Below are 20613 nucleotides of genomic sequence, written 5' to 3'. Positions count from 1 at the left end.
CTCAGTCCTCGATCGGGTGCAACGCCGTGTCCGCCCGCAGCGCCTCGATCAGCGCTTCCTGGTCGGCCGGGCGCGGGGAGTCGAATTCGAGGTAATCCCCGGTGATCGGGTGCTCGAAAGCCAGTTTCTCCGCATGCAGCGCCTGCCGGCGGAAACCGCGGAGGGCATCGATCAGCTCCTGGCTGGCGCCGCGCGGAAGGCGCAGGCCGTTGCCGTAGAGCTGGTCGCCGACCAGGGGATGCCCCAGATGGGCCATGTGCACGCGGATCTGGTGGGTGCGGCCGGTTTCCAGGTTGCACTGGATGACGCTGTGGGCACGGAAGCGTTCGCGCACCCGGTAGTGGGTGACCGCCTCCTTGCCGCCGTCCTCCACGTCGCGCACGCCCTGCTTCAGGCGGTCGTGCTGGTGGCGGCCGATCGGCTGGTCCACGGTGCCCCCGGCCACCATCGTGCCCAGGACCACCGCCTCGTACTGCCTGTGCACGTCGTGGCGGGCCAGCATGGCCACCAGCGCCGTGTGCGCCGCCATGCTCTTGGCCACGACCATCAGGCCCGCGGTGTCCTTGTCCAGACGGTGGACGATGCCGCCGCGCGGCAATTCGGCCAGCGCCGGGCTGTGGTGCAGCAGGGCGTTCAGCAGGGTACCCGCCGGATTGCCCGCGCCGGGGTGCACGACCAGCCCCACGGGCTTGTCGATCACCATGAGGTCGTCGTCTTCGTAGCGGATGTCCAGCGCGATATCTTCGGGCTGGGCGTCCACCTCCGCCTCCAACACGGCCTCGAGGGCCACCTGCTCCCCGCCGCGGACGAGGTGCCGAGGCGCCACCCGGGCGCCGTCCAGCAGCACCTTGCCCTCCTTGATCCAGCCAGTTAAGCGGGATCGGGAGTATTCGGGGAACATCTCCGCCAGGGACTGGTCGAACCGCCGACCCGCCGCCGCCACCGGCACGGTGGCCTCGTGTCTGACCGTCGTCATACCGCCCCGCCCGGCCCAAGGCCGGTTTCGGCTATCATGCCCTTTCGCTCAAGCATCCGAACTCTCTCAATGCGTGCAACCAAGATCACCATTCTGCTCGTCCTCGCCTTGTCGATGAGCGCCTGCTCGATGTTCCGCAGCAAAAAGGAGACGATCGACACGATGCCGATCGACCGGCTTTATGCCAATGCCCACGAATCGCTGGAGCATTCCGACTATGCAGCTGCCGAGAAGGCCTACGAGCGCCTTATCGCGCGCTTCCCGTCGGGGGAGATCAACGAGCAATCCCAGATCGAACTGGCTTACGCGCAGTACAAAGACAACAAGCCGGACGACGCGTACTCGACGATCAACCGCTTCATCAAGACGTTTCCGACTCATAAGCATGCCGATTATGCCTATTACCTGCGCGGTCTGATCAATTTCGACCGCACGGCCGGCTTCATCGAGCGTTACCTGTCCCGTAGCGACAGCGCCTCCACGCGCCGCGACCAGGGCTTCAACCTCACGGCGTTCGACGACTTCAGCCAGCTGGCGCGCCGTTATCCGAACAGCGCCTATGCCACGGACGCCCGCCAGCGCATGATCTTCCTGCGCAACCAGCTGGCGCAGTTCGAGATCAACGTGGCGGAGTATTACCTGCGCACGAAGTCGTACATCGCCTCGGCCGACCGCGCGCAGTACGTCATCGAGCATTACCAGCAGTCGCCGCAGACAGCCGATGCGCTGGCCATCCTCACCCGCAGCTACCTTGCGCTCGACCGCAAGCCGCTGGCCGACCAGACCCGCCAGGTGCTGGCCCTGAACTACCCGGACCACCCGTATCTCACGGACCCGAACTGGCCGCACCACCCGTCGATCTGGCGCAAGGCCATTCCGTTCTCGGGGCATCATTGAGTGTGTGAGTCGCCCCGCTTTGCGGGGCTGTGAGTCGGCCGCCTTGCGGGTGTGAGTCGCCCGCCTTGCGGGCTGTGAGTCGGCCGCTGCGCGGCCTGTGAACCGTAAGAACAGCCGCTGCCGTCAACAGTTCAACGTTCACTGTTCACTGTTCACTCTTCACTCTTCACGCTTCACGCCCATCACCTCCAGCCGGAGGTGATGGGATAGCGCCGCTCGCGGCCGAAGGCCTTCGTGGTCACCCGGGGGCCGGGGGCCGCCTGGCGGCGCTTGAATTCGTTCACGTACACCATGCGGATCACACGCCGCACCGTGGCGTCGTCGTGACCGGCCGCGATGATGTCTTCCGCCGAGGCCTCGCCCTCGATGAACAGTTCGAGGATGGCGTCGAGGTCGTCGTAGGGCGGCAGGGAATCCTGGTCGGTCTGTTCGTGCCGCAGTTCGGCCGAGGGCGGGCGATCGATCACCGCCATGGGAATCGCCCCGTCGATGGCCGCCCGCCAGCGCGACAACGCATAGACGGTCGTCTTGTAAACGTCCTTCAGCGGCGCATAGGCGCCACACATGTCGCCGTAAAGCGTGGCGTAGCCCACGGCCATTTCGCTCTTGTTGCCGGTGGAGAGCAGCAGCTTGCCGGTCTTGTTCGACATGGCCATCAGCAACACGCCGCGCGTGCGCGACTGCAGGTTTTCCTCGGTGATGTCGGGCTTCGTGCCGGCGAACACAGGCGACAGCGCATCGGTGAACGCCCCGTAGATACCCTCGATGGGCAACACGTGGTACTCCACGCCGAGTTGCTCGGCCTGGGCCTTCGCCTCGCGCAGGGAGAGGCCGGAGGTGTATTCGGTGGGCATCATCACCGCCGTCACCTTGTCCTTGCCCAGCGCATCGACTGCGATGGCAAGGGTGAGCGCGGAATCGATACCGCCTGAAAGGCCGAGCAGCACGCCGGAAAACCCGTTCTTGCCGATGTAGTCGCGCACGCCGCGAACCAGCCCCGCATACATGATCGCTTCCGGGGAACGCGTGTCCGGTTCGGGCCAGTCGATGGCGGCGAGGCGACGCGTGGCCGTGTCGTATTCCACCGCGAGCAGCATCTCCTCGAACGACGGCGCGCGCGCGGCGATCTCGCCGTTGGCCTGCACCAGCAGGGAATGGCCGTCGAAGAGCAGGTCGTCCTGTCCGCCGACAAGGTTCACGTACGCGATGGGCACGCCGTTCTCGGTGGCGCGGCGGCGCAGTAGCTCTTCGCGCGTGGCGGCCTGCCGCCGGTCGTACGGCGAGGCGTTGATCACGAGGATCAGTTCGGCCCCCGCTTCCGCCGCATGGGCGGCCGGCTCGGCTTCCCAGATGTCTTCGCAGATGAGCATGCCTACGCGCACGCCCTCGATGACGAAGACGCGCGTCGACTCGCCATGCTGGAAGTAGCGCTTCTCGTCGAACACCGTGTAATTGGGGAGCGCCTGCTTGTGATATGTCCACTCCACCCGGCCCTCGCGGATGAGCGTCGCGGCATTGAACACTTCACCGCGCGTATCCGGATGGCCCACCACCGCGGAGATGCCCTCGATGCGCGGCGCCAGGGCCGCGAGCTCCTTCGCGCACGCCTCCAGGAAACTGGGCCGCTGCAACAGGTCTTCGGGCGGATAGCCCGACAGCGTGAGTTCGGGAAAGGCGATGAACGAGGCGCCGAGGCGGTCGCGTGCTTCCTCGGCCAGCGCCTGCACCCGCTGGGCATTGGCGGCAGCGGCACCCACGGGGAAGTCGAACTGGGCCAGGGCGAAGCGGAACGTGGACATGGGGGATCCGTGCGGTCGCGGGGAACCGCCATGATAAAGCAACGTGGCAGAAGCGCGCCCTGCGCGCGACGGCTCCTCGCGAGGGGCGACAAGCCCCGCGGCTCCGGGCGCCACTGTCTGCCGGGCGCGGGGCGCTTCTATCGGTAGAGCCGGGCGATCGCGAGTGCGGTCTTGTACGGTTCCGGGTCGTTGCGGTTGGTCAGCAGAATCACCGTGAGCCGGCGGCCCGGATACCGCACGATCACGTTGCGGAACCCGATGGTTTCCCCCGAGTGCCACACCGAATCGCCGGTGATGCGCCAGCCATAGCCGTACTCGACCGCCGGGTCGTCGGTGCGGGTCTTCGCTGTGAAGGCGGCCTTGCGCGACGCATCGCTGAGCAGGCGATCGTCGTACAGTGCGGCATCCCAGCGTGCCAGATCGTCGATGGAGGAATAGATGCCGCCGTCGCCGAGCACCGCACTTGTCATGCTCTGGTCGGTGCGCACCCAGCGGCCGTCTTCCTCGCTGTAGCCGAACGCGCGATGGGGCACGGGCGGCCCTTCCGTCACGTAGGCCAGCGTGTCGTTCATGCCCAATGGCTGGAAAATGCGAACGCGCAGGAAATCCTGGAAGCTCAGGCCGGACGCCTTCTGCACGATCAACGCGAGCATCGCGTAGCCGCCATTGCTGTAGCGATACGACGTGCCTGGCTTGAAGTACAGCCGATCCGTCTTCGCCATCAGGTCGAGCACATCCTTGTCGCGCAGCGGAACCTTGGTGTCCGCCTGCATGACGTCCTCGTAATCGACAAGTCCGCCCTGGTGGCTCAACAGTTGCGCAATGGTGATGTCGTTCGCCACGGGCGGCAGTTCGGGCAGCCACCGCCGCGCGCGATCGCCGAGCGAAAGCTTGCCGTCCTGCGCAAGCAAAAGTATGGCCGCAGCAGTGAACTGCTTGCTGACCGAAGCCAGCCGATAGTCCGTCTGCGGCGATGCCGGTGTGCGGTGTTCGAGATCGGCAAAGCCGTAGCCACGCCGCACGAGCGGTACGCCGTCCCGTACAACCAGCAACGATGCGCCGGGGCCGTCGCCGTCGTATCGGGCCATCAGCGCATCCACCGAGGCGTCTGGCGAGCGGCGCGTCGCACAGGCGACCACGAGCAGGCAACCGGCAAGGACGACGGCAAGGCGCATGGTCACTCCACGGGAACGTCGAAAAGGGTGTCGGAAGCCGCGGACGGAAGGGAGTAGTGCCACCATTCCTGCGGATAGTTCACGAAACCTTCCTTCGCCATGGCGCGCAGCAGGCGCTGGCGATTGGCGCGTTGCGCCGCGTCGATGCCCGGAAAATCGGTATGCGCGCGCGGATCGAAGAAGTCGAAATCCGTGCCCATGTCGAGCACCGCGCAACCCTTGTCGTCGCAGTGCATGAGCGTCAGATCCACGGTTGCTCCACGGCTGTGCCCGGATACCGGCGCGATGTATTCGCCCAGGAGCTTGTCCTTGCCCAGGTTCGGATAGTGCGCGGTTTTCGTCTGCGCATTTCCAAGGTCGCCCGCCCAACGCACGAAATTCGCGACCGCGCGCGCGGGTCGATAGCAGTCCCAGATCATCAACCGGTAACCCTCTCCGCGCAGACCCCGCTCTACCCTTGCCAGGGCTTCGGCGGCCGCCGTGCGCAGGAAGCACTTCGGCGCACGATAGCCGTCCACCGGCGCGCCGGTGAAATTGTCACTGCCGGCGTAGTGGATGGTTTCGGCGATATCCGGCACGAGTGTGCGGATGTCGGTCAGGCCCGCTTGCGCGGGCGTCCGTGCCGGCGAGATGCGAGGCGGGGCATCAGCCGCGCCGGCATCAAGGGCAAGCACGAATGCGAGCGAAATCCAGATCTTCATAGTCGTTGCTGAAATCGGCATCGGGATCGACCTTGGCCAGGCGGAGACGATCGGGCGTATCCAGGTCGAGCCACGGCTCGGCGTCCATGCGCTCGTCGTTCCACTGGACAAGGTAACGGCCGCCCACGCGTTCCAGCATACCGGTCATCGCCGGAGACCGTGCCGCCGCGAAGGCAACGCCGCCCTTCGCGGGACAGATGCTCACCTCGCCGAACCACGGATCGCGCCACACGCCGAGAAAACCCTTGGCCTCGTCGGCCGACGCGATCACCCGCGACGATGTGTCCGGAGCCCGAGAGGCACCGGGCGCGGTCGCCTCCGCCGCGATGCGATCGGCGTATTCGCCCACGGCGTGTTTCTCGCCGGGCGATGTGAATCGCTTGAGGATCGCTTCGGCAAGCGCGTCGCGCGCATCCTCGCCGCCGCCGTTCATCATGATCACAAAGCCGCTTCGCGCTTTCGGCAACAGGCTTACCGTGGAATACATGCCCGACAGGGTGCCGGTATGCGAGACGCTCCAATGACCGTCCACGTCCGCAAGGCGCCAGCCGTATCCATAACCGTAGAGTTGCGTGCCGTTCCACGCCTTGCGGCGCTGTCCTACCGGCATCGGATTCTGGATCGACCACAACGGCTCCCGCTGCTGCGCATCCAGCCACGCTAGCTGCGACGCATCCGGCGCCAGCCAGCTGGAAGCCCAGTGCAGCATGTCGTCGAGGTCGCAACGCACGCCTCCCGCCGCCGCCGACGTGATATCCGGAATCGTCGCGGGGTCGGCGTTCGTCACCACGTTGCCGTGTTCGCCGCGGCGGTGCGGCTGGGCCACGTTGCCTATGCCGTCACGCGACCAGGTGCCGATCTGGCAACGGGTAAGTCCAAGGGGTGCGAAGACCTCCCGGCGAAGCAATGTCTCATAGGGCGCGCCGCCAGCCGCGGCGGCCACTTCGCCCGCCACCACGTAAAGCAGATTGTCGTAGGCATAGCGCGAACGGAAGCTGTGCTCCGGCTTCAGGTAGGCGAGCCCCGCCAGGATATCCTTGCGCGTGAAGCGGTTCGGTTCGGGCCAGAGCATCAGGTCGCCGGCGCCCTCGCGCAGGCCGCTGTTGTGGATCAGGAGGTCGCGCACCTGGATCTCGCGCGTCACCCACGGATCGCTCATGCGAAAGTTCGGCAGGTACTTCGTGACCGGATCGTCCCAGCGCAGCTTTCCCGCGGCGACGAGGCGCGCCATGAGGGCCGTGGTCATGGCCTTGCTGTTGGAAGCGATCTTGAACAGCGAACGGTTGTCCACCTTGCGGCCCGATCCCGCCGCGAGCGTACCCGCCGTACGTGTGTACACCACGCTTCCGTTCGCAATCACACCCACCGCCATGCCGGGAATGTCGTAGCGGGCGATGGCCTCGTCCACCAACGCATCGAACGAGGCCGTGGCCGCGGCCTCGTCGGCGGCCCATACGCGCAGCAGGTTGCCGCTCCATATCTTCGCGATGTCCGCAGCGGAGAACCCGCGGCGCTGCAAGCCCGCGGTGACGTTGCGTGTCTCGGACGCGTCCATCCAGCCGGTGATTTCGCCGCCGCCGTCGAAGTCGGAAGCGATGCCGACGTGATCGACTCCGGCAACCTTCACCATGTGCTGGATGTGGTCGAGAAAATCGTCCAGCGTCGCCAGCGGGTGTTCGCGCTGGATGGCCTTCATGCCCTCGACGTACGCGGGAAGGTAATCGTGCTTCTCGCTGTCGTAGGCCGTGTCGCCCGACTCGCGCGCCACACGCTTCTGCAACGCCTTCTCCGCGGCTTCGCGCGCGGGATCCTTCTTCAGGAACTCCTTGTACGCCACCGCCTGGATCACGCCGCCCTTCGCGGCGATGGCCCTCAAAAGGTCGTCGGGCAGATTGCGCGGATGATCCGTGACGGCACGCGCCGACGAATGCGAAGCGATGATCGGGGCCGTGGACAGTGCCAGCACATCGCGCACGCATGCGTCGGAGGCGTGGGAGACATCCACCATCATGCCCAGCGCGTTCGCCCGACGGACCACCTGCCGACCGAACTCGCTCAGGCCGAGATTGCTGTCCGGCTTGTCGCCCAGATCCTTGCTGGGTAGCGAGCTGCCGCAGAGATCGTTGTTGCCGACGTGCACCAGACCCACGTAGCGGGCACCCCGCGCATAAGCGGCGTCGAGACGCGTGAGGTCGTGCCCGAGGGAATAGCTGTTCTCAATGCCGATCATCGCGGAAAGGCGGCCCGCCGCCGCGTTGGCCCTCACCTCGCCGGGCGTGCGGGCCAACCGGATCTGGTCCGGGTAACGCTTCAGCATCAGGTCGATCGCGTCGTACTTCCGCGCCGCTTGCGCCACGGCCTCCGCATAACCCGCCGGGGTCAACGGCCCCTGTTCCACGTAGATGACGAAGAACGCCGCGTCGAGTCCGCCGCGGCGCATCTTCGGCAGATCCACCTTAAGCGGGCCGTCCTTGCCCGCGTCGAACTTCGGGTCCTGCATGTAAGACAGGGGAATGTCGACGTGCGTGTCGAGGGTGAGGGGGTGGTCCTGCGCCTGTGCGGTTGCGCAAAAGAGCAGGACGGCGGCCAACGCATGCTTCATTTCGTACCCTCTGGCAGGCGTATCTCCTCAGAAGTCGATGGACACGGTCAACTGCCCGAAACGCGGCGGCTGGAAGCGGGTCGGTTGCAGGTAGGTGTTGCTGTAGCTGCCGATCGACGTCTGCAGGTCCTGGTCGACGCCGGTGGTGCGCTGCTGGTTCAGCAGGTTGTACACCGCGAACTTCACGCGCAGGTTGTTCTTCTCATCCAGCGGCAGCAGGTAGGTGATGCTGGCGTTGAGGTTGAAGGTCCACGGTGTGCGCTTCGCGCCGCGCGAGGATTCGACGTAGACGCGATTCTCGGACACCGGATCGGCACAGTTCTCCACGCAGATGAAATAGCTGTGATACGAGGTCTTGTCGAACGGATTGCCCACGCCATAGGCGGTGATGGGGCTGCCCGAGAGCGCGGTCACGTCCGCACCCACCTGCCACTGGCTGTTGATCGCATAGGTGCCGCGCAGCTTGAACTGGTGGCGGTGATCGTTGGGCAGGTAACCGCCCGACAGGTTCACCCACGGATCGTCGAAGTTCTCCGTGCGGCCGGTATCGTCGAAGTTCGTATCCGAGTTTACCGGGCCTTCGGCATTGCCGCGGCTCCAGGAGAGCACGTACGAGGCGTTGAACATCCACTTCTCGTCCCATGCCCGGTCCACCTGGAATTCCAGCGATCCGAAGGTGCGGCGCGGCTTCTTCCAGCCGCGCTGGCCGAGGTAGTTACCTGAGGCGTCATAGAGCGCCCAGCCCTGTTTGGCGGTGTCGATGGTGATGTAGCCGTCGGGCGTTCCGTCGCAATTGGTGTCGCCATATACCGTGACGTTGCGACCCGGATTTCCCATCACGTAGCCGATGTAGCCGTCACCGCCGCACTGGGGCGTGGCGCTGATCTCCATGTCGTCGATGGCGTCGTGCAGCTTGCGGTAGGTGCCACTGATACCCCACGACCACTTGTCGGAGATCATCTGCTGGAAGCCCAGGATGGCCTCGTCCTGGTAGACGGGGTCCATGTGCTTGTCCACTTCGGCCCGCAGATCGCCGACGGTGCCGTTACCCTGCGACGTGTCCACCGCGCCGATCTGCTGGCCGAGGATGGGCACCGCGTACTGCGATCCGTTGCGCTCCAGGTACTGGTAACCCTCGAAGGTGTAGAACGTGCGCTCGTCCAGCAGGCCACCGGCCTGCTTGATGTTGATCACGTTGGCCACCGGCAGGTAGTAGCGGCCCAGGTTGCCGAAGATCTTCGTCCTGCCGTCGCCGTTCAGGTCCCAGGAGAACCCGAGCCGCGGTGCGATCATGTTGTCCACCTTAATGTAGCTCTTGCCCTCGGCCGTCTTGTTGTCGAAGGAGTCGCTGCGCAGGCCCACGTTCAGGAGGAAGTCGGGCGTGATGTTCCAGTTGTCCTCGACGTAGTAGGCGTTGTTCGAGGTTTCGAACGTGCCGCCGATGTTGTAGCGCCGCTGGCGCACGTACATGTCGTAACCGGGCGGGATGACACCGTCGTTTTCGATGGTCGAACCCGCGTCCGCGTGCACGATGTTGTAGTAGTACTCACCCGGTCCAGGATAATGCCGGTCGTATTCCGAGGTATCCACCTCGTGGTCGTAGCCAAAGCGTACAAGGTGGTCGCCGAGCGTCCACTCAAAATCGGCCCGGCCTTGCTTGCGCGTGTCGTTGCGTTTTTCCACCATGGTGCTGGAGCTGCAACCCAGCGGTACGTCCGGGGCGTCGGAGTTGTCATCGATGCGAACCGGATTGCACTCGGCGTCGGCAAGGCCACGCGTATAGGCTTCGCGCTCGTTGCGTCCATACATAAGCTTCATCGACAGGTTGTCGACAAGGTAGCTGGTGAATGTACCGTTCCAGTTCCTTCCGCCGGTATCGCTGGTGATGACGTCGCTCTTCTGCCCCTTGGTGTGGGTGGCATAGTCGTACGGATAGACAGAGGCCTCGTTCTTGTCCTTGTCCGAGAACGCCATGAACTCAAGCAGGTTCTTGTCGTTGATGTGCCAGTCGATCTTCGTGCCCCAGAAACCCGAATCCGTATCGTTCTGGGTGAGGATCGTGCCCTGGTTGTCCGTGTTCTGCGGCGTGTAGCCGCGCGCTTCGTACATGGCGAAGAAGAACAGCTTGTCCTTCACGATCGGACCGGACGCATACACGTTCATCTTCGTGCGCGAGTAATGGTCCTCGGACGAGGTGATGTAACGTTCGCCGTCCCAGTAGCGGTTCTTCGTGGTGGCCTGCCAGGCGCTGGGCTCGAAGGTCATCTCCGCGCCGGCCTTGAACTCGTTGGTACCCGAGCGGGTGACGGCGTTGACCACGCCACCGGTGGTGCGGCCGAACTCCACCGAGTACCCGCCGGTCTTCACCTGAAATTCCTGGTAGAAGGCGAACGGCGCTTCTGAGAAACCGTTGCGGTTGTAGAAGTCGGTCACGTTGAGGCCGTTCACGTAGAACGAGTTCTCGGCCACGGACGAGCCGCCGAAGGAGATACCGCCGAAACCGGCGTTGCCCTTGTTCACGCCCGGTGCCAGCAGCGCCACGGCTTGTACGTTCTGGTCCACGGGCAACCGGCGGATCTCCTCGCGGCTGACGTTCGTCGCGATTTCCGTGGAGCTGACGTCCACCGCGTTGATCACCACGGGGGCACTCACCTGCACGCCCTCGAGCTGGGTGGTGCCGGTGTCGCCGCGCTCCACCAGATTCACCGTGGTGGCGTTGCCGAGGCTGACGTTCACTTCCGTGGTGGTGCTCACCGGCTTGCCGTCCACGCTGCTGTCGAGCCGATAGTGGCCGACCGGCAGGAATGGAAAACGGAAGTTGCCTTCCGCGTCGGCCGTGACCGTGCGGGTCAGACCGGTGCCGGGATCGCGCACCGTGACGATGGCGCCCGCCTTGGTCCGACCGACGATCGAACCGTCGGTGTTCGCGCCGAAGGCCGCGCCGGAAACGGCAAGGCCGAGGCCGATCGCCATGCACAAGGCACCGTGGCGCAACACGCGCCGGTTCGTCTTGATCTCCCCCATCTCCCCACTCCCATAAGATGACAATCGGGTTGTATTAAGCCGTCAGCGCGTCGTGTCGCCGGCCCCTTCCGGCGTGTCGACACGATGCCAACGGAAGTCGTAGTCCCACTGGTCGAAATACAGGTTGCCGCCCTTCCATTCGACTTCGCCGCGCTGCGAATCGACCGTTTCCGAGCGGAAGAAGGTCTTCGCCGGTACGAACGGCTGCGAGAAATCGTCGTTGAAGGCGACGCGATAGGCATCCAGGCCGCCGAGGTAGAACCACTCGAGCGTGTCGTCGCCCGGCTTTGCGTTCGCGCCGGCCGCGAGGCGGCCGAAGGTCACGTCCATCGGTACCCACCCATAAGGGGCGAGATACACCTGGCCCCAGTCGTGGATGTTGTTGTATTTGCCGTCGGAGAAGATCCAGCCCGACTGCCAGCGCGCCGGAATGCCGTTGAGGCGGAGCAGGGTGATCAGCAGCAGGGTCTGTTCGCCACAGTCGCCATGACCGGCGTGCAGCGTGTAATCGCCGATGTTGGAAAGGGTCGAATATTCGCGCGCTCCCGCCCATGGGATGGTATCGACGGCAGCGAACAGTTTCTGCGCGATGCGGTAGGGGTTGGTTTCGTCGCCTACCGCGCGCTTCGAATACGCACGCATCGCATCCGTGAACACGATATGCGGAGCCCGCTCCGCCACGAAGGGCGCAAGTTCCGGCGTGATCGGAGCGCGCACGACCTTCGCCGGATCGATGTCGACATAACGGGCGTAGAGTGTCAGCTCGTAGGTGATCGAGAACTCGGTAGGCTTGCCGGCCACAGCCTTCTTTTCGAGGTAGGCGGTGCGCTGCATGGCGGACTCCGGCGCGATCCTGGCGCCGGCGGGATCGCTGGATACGAGGCGGATGTTTTCCTGCTGTCCTTTGATCGCGCGCGGATAGGGAATCCAGGCGCGAACGGTTTCGCTCGCGGGCACGGCATCGGCCTTTACGGTGAGTATCTGCGTCACGCTCTCGCGTCGCGGCAGCACGCTGCTGGAATGCTCCGCCAGAGCGGCCTGACGTACCGCACGGTGGTGGTCGTTCAGCACTTCGTTCGGACCGTCGTCGAACGGTGTCTGCTCTTTTCTTCGCGCCCGGGCCTCGGCACTGAGGCGGAAAAGGTTGCCCGGCGACCGCTTGAAATAGAGAGTGCGTCCGTCGATCACCTGCTTTTCGAGCAGCCCTGCCTGGTCCCACTTCGCGAACTCCGCGTCGGTGAGGTCGGGAATCTGCTTGCGCAGGCGCGCCTTGACGGCGTCGGCGTCCAGTGTGAAATCGATGAGGATGCGGCGCATGCGCTCGCGCTGGAATGCGAGGGCTTCGCGTTGTTCCGTCGTGATGTCCGGACGGGACAGCGCCTTGGCGATGGCGGCTTCCGCCTCCCGGAAGCGGCCGGCGTCGATCGACGCCACGATGTCGTTAGCGGCCGTCGACGTCGTGGATGGATCGCTACGCGACTCCGCCCCCACCGACGGCGAGAGGAACACGGCCCCCAGGGCAGCGCATAGCATCGCGTTTCGTAGAGCCGCTTTCACCGTTCGGTATCCCCGATGCAACCGTGGTGGATGGACGTGCTTCACCGCTGTGTAACATGCTTGCAAAGCGCGGTCAATAATTTATGCTTCAGGCTAATTCGTTAGGAATAGATATTCCTGACGACCGTCGCGACACCACCCGGGGAGGGACGCGTGATCCAGTCGGTTTGGCCTTATCTGGCCGTGATGCTGCTTGCGGCGGGGTTCTGGCCAGCGATCGAACGACGCTACGGCTGGAAGGTCTTCGACATCCTTCCGCCCATCGTCCTCACCTACCTCATGGTCACGGCGCTGTCGGTGGCCGGGCTGTGGACGGCCACGCCGGAGATCCACGAGGCGCAGCAGACGCTGGTGGCGCGGATGGTGCCCGCCCTGCTCTTCCTGTTGATGATCAATTGCGACCTGCGCGCCATCCTGGCACTTGGGCCGCGCGTTCTGGGGGTGTTTGTCTGCACCTCGATCAGCCTGTTCACGGCCTTCGTCCTCACCTTCCTCCTCTACCGTCACTGGATGCCCGGTAACGGATGGATGCCGCTCGCGTCGCTGTCGGGCAGCTGGATGGGCGGCACGGCGAACATGATCGCCGTGAAACAGGCCATCGGCATGTCGGACACGTCGCTGGCGACGACCCTGCTGACCGATGCGCTCTGCTATTCCATGTGGGTGGTGGTGCTGTTCGCGGTCGCGCGGCTCGCCCCCGCCTTCAACCGCTGGACCCGGGCCACGTCGAGTGCCGACATGAGCGTGGCCGAGACCGCGCCCCGCGCGCCCGCCACGGGCGACAGCGTGCTGCTGTGGCTCGGCCTCGCGGTGCTGGTGTCCACGATCTCTGCATGGATCGGCGCCCGCATGCCTGCCGGCAGCATGGTGTCGGCCACGACATGGACTATCCTGATCGCCACGGTAGCCGGCCTCGTCGCGGCGCACACGCGGCTCGCCCGCCTGCCGGGCGCGCAGTCCGTGTCGAGTGCCCTGTTGATCTCGGTGGTGGCGGTGCTGGCTTCGCAGAGCAGCTTTGCCGGCATCGCCGCCGCGCCGGTCTATCTCCTTGCGGGGGTCACCGTCATCGCGTTGCACGCGGTATTGCTCTGTATCGCGGCACGCATCTTCCACTTCGATCTGTATCTGTGTGGAATTTCCTCACTCGCGCACATCGGCGGCGTGGCCGCCACGCCGGTGCTGGCCGCCACGTATTCGCGGTCACTGGTGCCGGTGGGCATCCTGCTCGCCCTGCTCGGTTATATCCTCGGGACCGGATTCGGTCTCGTCGTCGCCGCGGTGCTTTCGGCGTTGGCCTCCTGACAAGGTACCCGCTATGAAAATGCTTCGCCCCACCTTCCTTGCGAGCCTGCTCGCGCTCTCGCTCGGCGGGGCGCCGGTCGCAGCAGCCGACATGCCCGTGCCGCCGTCCGGTGTCATCGGCGTCGCCGATGCGCAGCTCACGCCCGACTTCTGGGTGGCTCGCCTCGCCGATGCCGACAAACCGGTGCTCGATCGCGCCGCCATCGCGGCACTGAACGAACGTGTCGCCCGGCTCGACCCATCGATGCACGATATCCGCCACCTCCCAGCCGCGCTGCCGCGCGACCAGGTGAAGGGTTGGATCGAGAAACTCACCAGCAAGCCGAGCAAGCCGTTGTTCGATGTGCAAGGCAAACCGGTGGCGGCCACGACCATCGACAACGTGCTGGCCAACGCGGCGATCGAGGCGATCCCCGCACAGGTCGAACCGCGCTACGGCATGGCGGTCCGTCGCAGTGCACTGCGCGGCTACCCCACCGATCTGCGCGTGTTCCGTGACGCCGACGACACCGACATCGACCGCTTCCAGGAAAGCACGCTCTTCCCAGGCGATCCGCTGGTGGCCGTGCACACCAGCAAGGACGGCAAGTGGGTATTCGTGGTGAGCCCGCGCTACGCCGCCTGGGTGAACGCCGCCGACGTGGCCTATGGCGACGCCGCCACCGTATTCGCGCATGCCGATGCCACGCCCTACCGCGTGATCACCGGGGCCAAGCCGCTCACCGTCTATACGCCCGAGGCACCTGCCGTTTCCGAGTTGCAGCTGGACATGGGCACCCGCGTGCCGCTGGATACTTCGCTACCCGGCGACCAACCGGTGAACGGCCAGAGCCCGTATGCATCCTGGGTGCTCAGCCTGCCTGTACGCGACGCCAGGGGCGCCTTGTCGTTCCATCCGGCGCTGCTCCAGCGTAACCAGGATTCCTCGCCGGACTATCTCCCGCTCACGCGTGCCAACATCGTGCGCCAGGCGTTCAAGTTCCTCGGCGAGCGATACGGCTGGGGACATGCCTACAACGGTCGCGACTGCAGCGGTTTCGTATCGGACGTGTACCGCAGCATGGGCGTGCAGATGCCGCGCAACACGCGCGACCAGAGCATCAGCCCCGGCCTCGCGCACACGCTCTATACCGACAAGGACGGCCACGACGCACGGCTGAAGGCGGCGATGGCACTGGAGGTGGGCGACCTCGTCTACATTCCCGGCCACGTGATGATGGTCATCGGCAAGATCGACGGCCAGCCCTACGTCATCCACGACGTGGGCGGCATGAGCTACCGCCAGGCCGACGGCAGCCTCCGTCACGTGAAGCTCAACGAAGTGTCGGTCACGCCCCTCCTGCCGATGATGTCGAGCCACGACAGATCGTTCGTCGACATCATGACCAGCATCGTCCGCATCCGCTGATCACTTTGCCCAACGAGGCTCCATGAAAATCACCGATATCCGCTTCGGCATGCTGCGCGTACCGCTGAAGACCCCGTTCAAGACGGCACTGCGCACCGTGGACAAGGTCGAAGACATCGTGGTGATGGTGCACACCGACGACGGACGCGTGGGTTACGGCGAAGCCCCTGCCACGGCTGTCATCACCGGCGATACCCACGGTTCCATCGTGGATGCCATCCGCCATTACATCGCGCCACGCCTCATCGGCCAGGACATCGCCGACTTGAACCGCATCACCAAGCTGGTGCAGGGGGCGATGGAGAAAAACACCAGCGCCAAGGCGGCGGTGGAGATCGCCGTCTACGACCTCTGGGGCCAGCTTTACGACGCACCGCTGTACAAGCTGCTCGGCGGGGGCGACCCCGTCATCACCACCGACATCACCATCAGCGTGGACTACATCGACAAGATGGTGGCCGATTCGGTGGCGGCGGTGGAGCGCGGTTTCGAGTCGCTCAAGATCAAGGTGGGCAAGGACATCGGCGTGGACATCGAGCGCGTACGCGCCATCTACGCCGCGGTGGAAGATCGCGCCCTGCTCCGCCTGGATGCCAACCAGGGCTGGACGGCCAAGGAAGCCGTCTATGCGTTGCATGCGCTGGAAGATGCAGGCGTCCGCCTGGAGCTGGTGGAACAGCCGGTGAAGGCTCGCGACCTGGAAGGCATGCGCTACGTCACCGAACGCGTGCACACGCCGATCATGGCGGACGAAAGCGTGTTCGGCCCCGCCGAAGTGATGGACCTCATCCGCATGCGGGCCGCCGACATCATCAACATCAAGCTCATGAAGACCGGCGGCATCTCCAATGCCATCCGCATCGCCGACATCGCCGGGCTCTATGGCGTCGAATGCATGATCGGCTGCATGCTCGAATCCAGTATCAGCGTGGCCGCGGCGGTGCACGTGGCGGTGGCCAAATCCGACGTGATCACCAAGGTCGACCTGGACGGCCCTTCCCTGTGTGCTTACGACCCGGTGGACGGAGGTGTGAACTTCAACGAATCCGAGATTTCCATCAGCGAGGCCCCGGGCCTCGGCATCCGCGAAATCCGCGGTCTCGAACCTCTCTGAAGGAGCCGCCATGTCGCCGCTGGTGAAGATCCGTTCCGAGCGCGACCGCATGTCGGCGGTGGAGCGGCGCATCGCCGACTTCATCCTCGAGAATGCCCAGCTGCTCCGCGACTATTCCTCGCAGCAACTGGCGAGCGCGCTGGGCATCAGCCAGTCCAGCGTCGTGAAGTTCACGCAGAAGCTCGGGTTCCGCGGTTATCCGGACCTCAAATACTCCGTGGGCGAGGCCATCGGTCGCACCGAGGAACCCGACGACGGCACCCCGGCGCGTGCGGAACGCGAGGGTGGCGACGCGCTGGGCGCCACCCTCTGGCAGCGGAAGTCCCGGGCCGAGGAAGCCACGCGCCTCATCAACGATCCCGCCACCCTGCGCGAGCTGGTAGCCGCGTTGGACGCGGCGGGCAAGGTGTTCCTCATCGGCGTGGGCGAAGACGAACTGCACGCCCGCGGATTCGCGGCACGCCTGTCGCTGCTCGGCATCGTCGCCATCCGTCACGTGGATGTCGGGCGCATGGCCGCCCAGGTGGCCATGTCCGCACCGGGCGATCTTCTCATCGTGTTTTCCGAGCACGGCAAGCATCCGGCGCTGGTGAAGCTGGCCCGCTATTTCCGCGAGCATCGCGGCCGGGTGGCCACCGTGACGCGGCACACGTCCAACCCGCTGCGCGCGCTGTCCGACGTCTCGCTGGCTGTGGCCGCGCACGACGATGCGTCCTATGTGCAATCCCTGATCTACCAATCCACCGTGCAGCAGTTGCTCGACACCGTGTTCGTGCATCTGTGCGAGGGAGACGAAGCCCGCCATGCCCGCCTGGTGGAGAACCTCGACCGCATCCACCAGATGTTAGGCGCACCCTGAATCCTTGCCGGAGCGCACCATGCCATTGCCTAGCCTCCTTCCCCGTTTCCTCGGACTGCTGGCATTCGCCGCCACCGTGCCATCGGGGGCATTCGAAACGCCAGCGGCATGGTCCGTGTCGCGGCAGATGATCGTGGTGACCACGGACGGATGGAACGCGGACCACGGTACCTTACGCACCTACGTACGCGAGGGCACGCACTGGAAACAGGAAGGCTCTGCCGCCGACGTAACGATCGGCAAACGCGGCAGCGCGTGGGGCATTGGCCTCCATCCTCCCGAACAGGGCGGCCCCGTGAAGAAGGAAGGCGACGGTCGCAGCCCCGCGGGCGTGTTCCGCGTGGGGCCCGCGTTCGGCTACGCGGAAAGCAACCCCACCGCCATGCCTTATCGCGGCCTCACGGCAACGGATTACTGCGTGGATGTGGACCGCTCTCCGTACTACAACCGCATCGTGGACGCCGATAAAGTCGGCAAGAACGCGGTCGCCGGTGCCACCGAGGCCATGCGTCGCGACCTCCACTTCGACGGTGACCGGGCCTACCGCATCGGCTTCGTGATCGAACACAACCCCGAGGGACGCAAGGGCGCGGGTAGCTGCATCTTCGCCCATTTGTGGAAGTCGCCCACCTCGCCCACCGTGGGCTGCACCGCCATGACCGATGGCACCATGGAACGCCTGCTCGGATGGCTGGACCCCGGCAAGAAGCCCGTCTTCGTGCTGCTTCCCAAGACCGAATACGCGCGCCTGCGCGAAGCCTGGAACCTGCCGGCCCTATGACCGCCACCCAACGCATCCTTCTCGGCCTGGCACTCGGTGCCGCCGCCGGTATAGCCCTGGCCCACTGGGCACCTGACGCCGCCGTGCGCGTGGCCGACGCGGTGCAACCGCTCGGCAAGCTCTGGCTCGGCGCATTGCAGATGACCGTGGTGCCACTGGTGCTTTCGCTTGTGGTTGTCGGCGCGAACACCGCGACCGATGCCGCGGCGTCCGGACGCATCGCCCGACGCGCCATCGTGGTCTTCCTGCTGCTGCTCGCGCTCGGTGCCGCCGTGGCGGCCATGGCCGCGCCGGAGCTGTTCATGCTGTTCCCGCGCAGCGAGTCGCTGCGCATGGCCCTCGGCACCGCCACCGGCCATCTGGCCGCCACTGCGCCCATTGGCTGGAGCGACTGGCTCGCCGGCATCGTTCCCACCAACGCGATCATGGCGGCGGCACAAAGCGCCATGCTGCCCCTGGTGGTTTTCGCGATGTTCCTCGGCTTCGCGCTCACCCGCATCGCTCCCGAGCGGCGCGCACTCGCCGTGGAATTTTTCGGCGCCATCGCCGACGCCATGATCGTCGTCGTGCGCTGGGTGCTGCTGCTCGCCCCGTTCGGCGTCTTCGCCCTCATCCTTTCCGTATGCGCACGCGCAGGGTTGCAGATGCTCGGTGCGCTGGGCGCCTATGTCCTGGTGGAATGCATCGTGTATCTCATGGTCACCGCATTGATGCTCGTGGTGGCGCGCGTCTGGGGCCGCGAACCCTTCGTGCGCTTCGCCACCGCAATCGCCCCCGCGCAGGTGGTGGCAGCGAGCACGCAGTCCTCGCTCGCGTCGCTGCCCGCGATGATCGAGAGCGCGGACAGGCGGCTGGGTTATCCCACCGCCGTCACCTCGCTAGTGCTGCCGATGGCCGTATCCCTGTTCCGGCTCACCAGCCCGGTGCAGTACATCGTGTCGTCGTGCTTCATCGCATGGGCACTGGGCATCGACCTCGGCGCGGCGCAGCTTGCCGCGGGTGCCGCGCTGGCGGTGGTGATCAGCCTCGGCTCGGTGGGCCTGCCGGGCCAGGTGACGTTCATCGCGACCAACGTGCCCGTGGCGCAGGCGATGGGGCTTCCCATCGGGCCGCTGGGCCTGATGCTGGCGGTGGACACGCTTCCCGACACCCTCGCCACGTTGGGTAACGTCACCGCCGACCTCGCCGCCACCAGCGTGGTCGCGGCCCAATCGTCCAGGGACAAGGCATGAGCATGAAGTCATTGGACGTGATCGTGGTCGGCGGCGGTATCGCCGGTGCGTCGGTGGCGTGGTTCCTCGCGCCACATGCCCGTGTGGCCGTGCTGGAACGGGAGTCGTTCGCGGGTTTTCATACCACCGGCCGCTCCGCTGCCCATTTCAGTGAAAGCTACGGCTCGCCGCAGGTGCGCGCCCTCAGCCGCGCCACGCGCCCCTTCCTGGAACGGCCACCGGCGGGTTTCGCCACCCACCCGATCCTGCAACCACGTGGCGCCCTGGTCATCGGCGGTACCACGCAGGCCGAACGGGTGAAAGCGGAATACGAAGCGGTGCGGCAACACACGCCGTCGCTTTCCCTGCTGAACGGCTCGGCCGTCCGCGAGCGCGTGCCCGTGCTTCGTCCCGAAGCGGCACAGGTCGCGTTCTTCGAGCCGGACTCCGCCGATATCGACGTGAACGAACTGCACCAGGGTTTCCTGCGCGGCGCGAAGGCCAACGGCGTGTCACTGCACGTCGACACCGACGTGCACGCGATCCGCCGCGAAGGCGGCCATTGGATACTGAACGAGGCATGGCGCGCACCCGTCGTGGTGAATGCTGCCGGCGCCTGGGCGGACGTCCTCGCCGGACTCGCCGGCGTGAAGCCCATCGGCCTGGAGCCACGGCGACGTTCGGCGTTCACCTTCGCAGCGCCGGAAGGCGTTGCCACCGACGCGTGGCCGTTCGTCGTGGATATCGACGAAACGTTCTACTTCAAACCGGACGCAGGTCTGCTGCTGGGCTCGGCAGCCAATGCCGACCCCACGCACCCGCACGACGTGCAACCCGAGGAATACGACATTGCGCTCGGCATCCACCGCATCGAGGAAGCCACGACGATGACGATCCACCGTCCGGCACGTACATGGGCGGGCCTGCGCAGCTTCGTCGCCGACGGCGACCTCGTGGGCGGCTTCGCCCCCGATGCCGAGGGCTTCTTCTGGCTCGCGGCACAGGGCGGTTATGGCATCCAGACCAGTGCGGCCATGGCGGAAGCCTGTGCCTCGCTGATCCTGGGGCAGCCGATACCTTGGCACTTGCTGGACCATGGCATTACGGAAGAGATGCTCAGCCCGGCAAGGCTGCGCCCATGACCCTGTGGGAGCCGCTTCAGCGGCGATCCCGCGGCAGCGGGCCAGTGTGCGGCAAGCACCCATCG

15 protein-coding genes are annotated in these 20613 nt (G+C 65.6%); 8 read left to right on the top strand and 7 right to left on the bottom strand.

What is annotated here, in order from left to right; all coding sequences use genetic code 11:
* Position 1: 1 nt before the first annotated feature.
* The gene (rluD, locus tag FHS47_RS00675; protein ID WP_167021876.1) at positions 2-976 is read right to left on the bottom strand and encodes a 23S rRNA pseudouridine(1911/1915/1917) synthase RluD; all 975 of its coding nucleotides are present in this window, start codon (positions 974-976) and stop codon (positions 2-4) included.
* A 69-nt stretch (positions 977-1045) separates the two neighbouring features.
* On the opposite strand from rluD, the gene FHS47_RS00670 reads away from it, so the two are divergent.
* Positions 1046-1873, top strand: coding sequence for an outer membrane protein assembly factor BamD (locus FHS47_RS00670; protein ID WP_167021875.1), 828 nt, complete (start codon positions 1046-1048; stop codon positions 1871-1873).
* Positions 1874-2055: 182 nt separating this feature from the next.
* Here FHS47_RS00670 and FHS47_RS00665 read toward each other — a convergent pair whose 3' ends face one another.
* The 6 genes from FHS47_RS00665 to FHS47_RS00640 all read right to left on the bottom strand — a co-directional run bounded on the left by FHS47_RS00665 (position 2056) and on the right by FHS47_RS00640 (position 12707).
* On the bottom strand, positions 2056-3672 hold the full coding sequence (locus FHS47_RS00665; RefSeq protein ID WP_167021874.1) for an NAD+ synthase: 1617 nt from the start codon (positions 3670-3672) through the stop codon (positions 2056-2058).
* 137 nt (positions 3673-3809) lie between these two features.
* Positions 3810-4847, bottom strand: a complete 1038-nt coding sequence (locus tag FHS47_RS00660; protein WP_167021873.1) for a serine hydrolase domain-containing protein — start codon at positions 4845-4847, stop codon at positions 3810-3812.
* Positions 4848-4849: 2 nt separating this feature from the next.
* A complete protein-coding gene (locus FHS47_RS00655) occupies positions 4850-5548 on the bottom strand; it encodes a M15 family metallopeptidase (RefSeq protein ID WP_167021872.1) in 699 nt (232 codons plus the stop codon).
* Positions 5508-8150 carry a membrane dipeptidase gene (locus FHS47_RS19980; protein WP_167021871.1) on the bottom strand — a complete coding sequence of 881 codons (2643 nt, stop codon included), beginning with the start codon at positions 8148-8150 and terminating at the stop codon, positions 5508-5510. Before FHS47_RS19980 ends, FHS47_RS00655 begins: the two co-directional genes overlap by 41 nt.
* 27 nt (positions 8151-8177) lie before the next feature.
* Entirely contained in the window at positions 8178-11174 is a 2997-nt protein-coding gene (locus FHS47_RS00645) for a TonB-dependent receptor (RefSeq protein ID WP_167021870.1), read from the bottom strand.
* 42 nt (positions 11175-11216) lie between these two features.
* A complete protein-coding gene (locus FHS47_RS00640) occupies positions 11217-12707 on the bottom strand; it encodes a transglutaminase-like domain-containing protein (RefSeq protein WP_167021869.1) in 1491 nt (496 codons plus the stop codon).
* Positions 12708-12884: 177 nt separating this feature from the next.
* Here FHS47_RS00640 and FHS47_RS00635 point away from each other — a divergent pair, with 177 nt between their 5' ends.
* The 7 genes from FHS47_RS00635 to FHS47_RS00605 are packed head-to-tail and all read left to right on the top strand — an operon-like array spanning position 12885 to position 20548.
* Positions 12885-14033: a DUF819 family protein gene (locus tag FHS47_RS00635; RefSeq protein ID WP_167021868.1), complete on the top strand. Its 1149-nt coding sequence runs from the start codon at positions 12885-12887 to the stop codon at positions 14031-14033.
* Positions 14034-14046: 13 nt separating this feature from the next.
* Positions 14047-15441 (top strand): SH3 domain-containing protein, encoded by a 1395-nt coding sequence (locus FHS47_RS00630; RefSeq protein WP_208381713.1) that lies wholly within the window; start codon positions 14047-14049, stop codon positions 15439-15441.
* 22 nt (positions 15442-15463) lie between these two features.
* Positions 15464-16555 (top strand): dipeptide epimerase, encoded by a 1092-nt coding sequence (locus FHS47_RS00625; protein WP_167021867.1) that lies wholly within the window; start codon positions 15464-15466, stop codon positions 16553-16555.
* 10 nt (positions 16556-16565) lie between these two features.
* Positions 16566-17414, top strand: coding sequence for a MurR/RpiR family transcriptional regulator (locus FHS47_RS00620; RefSeq protein WP_167021866.1), 849 nt, complete (start codon positions 16566-16568; stop codon positions 17412-17414).
* Positions 17415-17433: 19 nt separating this feature from the next.
* Positions 17434-18195 carry a L,D-transpeptidase family protein gene (locus FHS47_RS00615; RefSeq protein ID WP_167021865.1) on the top strand — a complete coding sequence of 254 codons (762 nt, stop codon included), beginning with the start codon at positions 17434-17436 and terminating at the stop codon, positions 18193-18195.
* Entirely contained in the window at positions 18192-19427 is a 1236-nt protein-coding gene (locus tag FHS47_RS00610) for a cation:dicarboxylase symporter family transporter (RefSeq protein ID WP_167021864.1), read from the top strand. Before FHS47_RS00615 ends, FHS47_RS00610 begins: the two co-directional genes overlap by 4 nt.
* The gene (locus FHS47_RS00605) at positions 19424-20548 is read left to right on the top strand and encodes an FAD-dependent oxidoreductase (RefSeq protein ID WP_167021863.1); all 1125 of its coding nucleotides are present in this window, start codon (positions 19424-19426) and stop codon (positions 20546-20548) included. Before FHS47_RS00610 ends, FHS47_RS00605 begins: the two co-directional genes overlap by 4 nt.
* Positions 20549-20613: the final 65 nt, after the last annotated feature.

Source organism: Luteibacter sp. SG786, from assembly GCF_011759605.1.
Lineage (GTDB): Bacteria > Pseudomonadota > Gammaproteobacteria > Xanthomonadales > Rhodanobacteraceae > Luteibacter.
The sequence above is the reverse complement of the archived record's forward strand: the minus strand, read 5'-3'. Positions and strand labels throughout refer to the sequence as shown.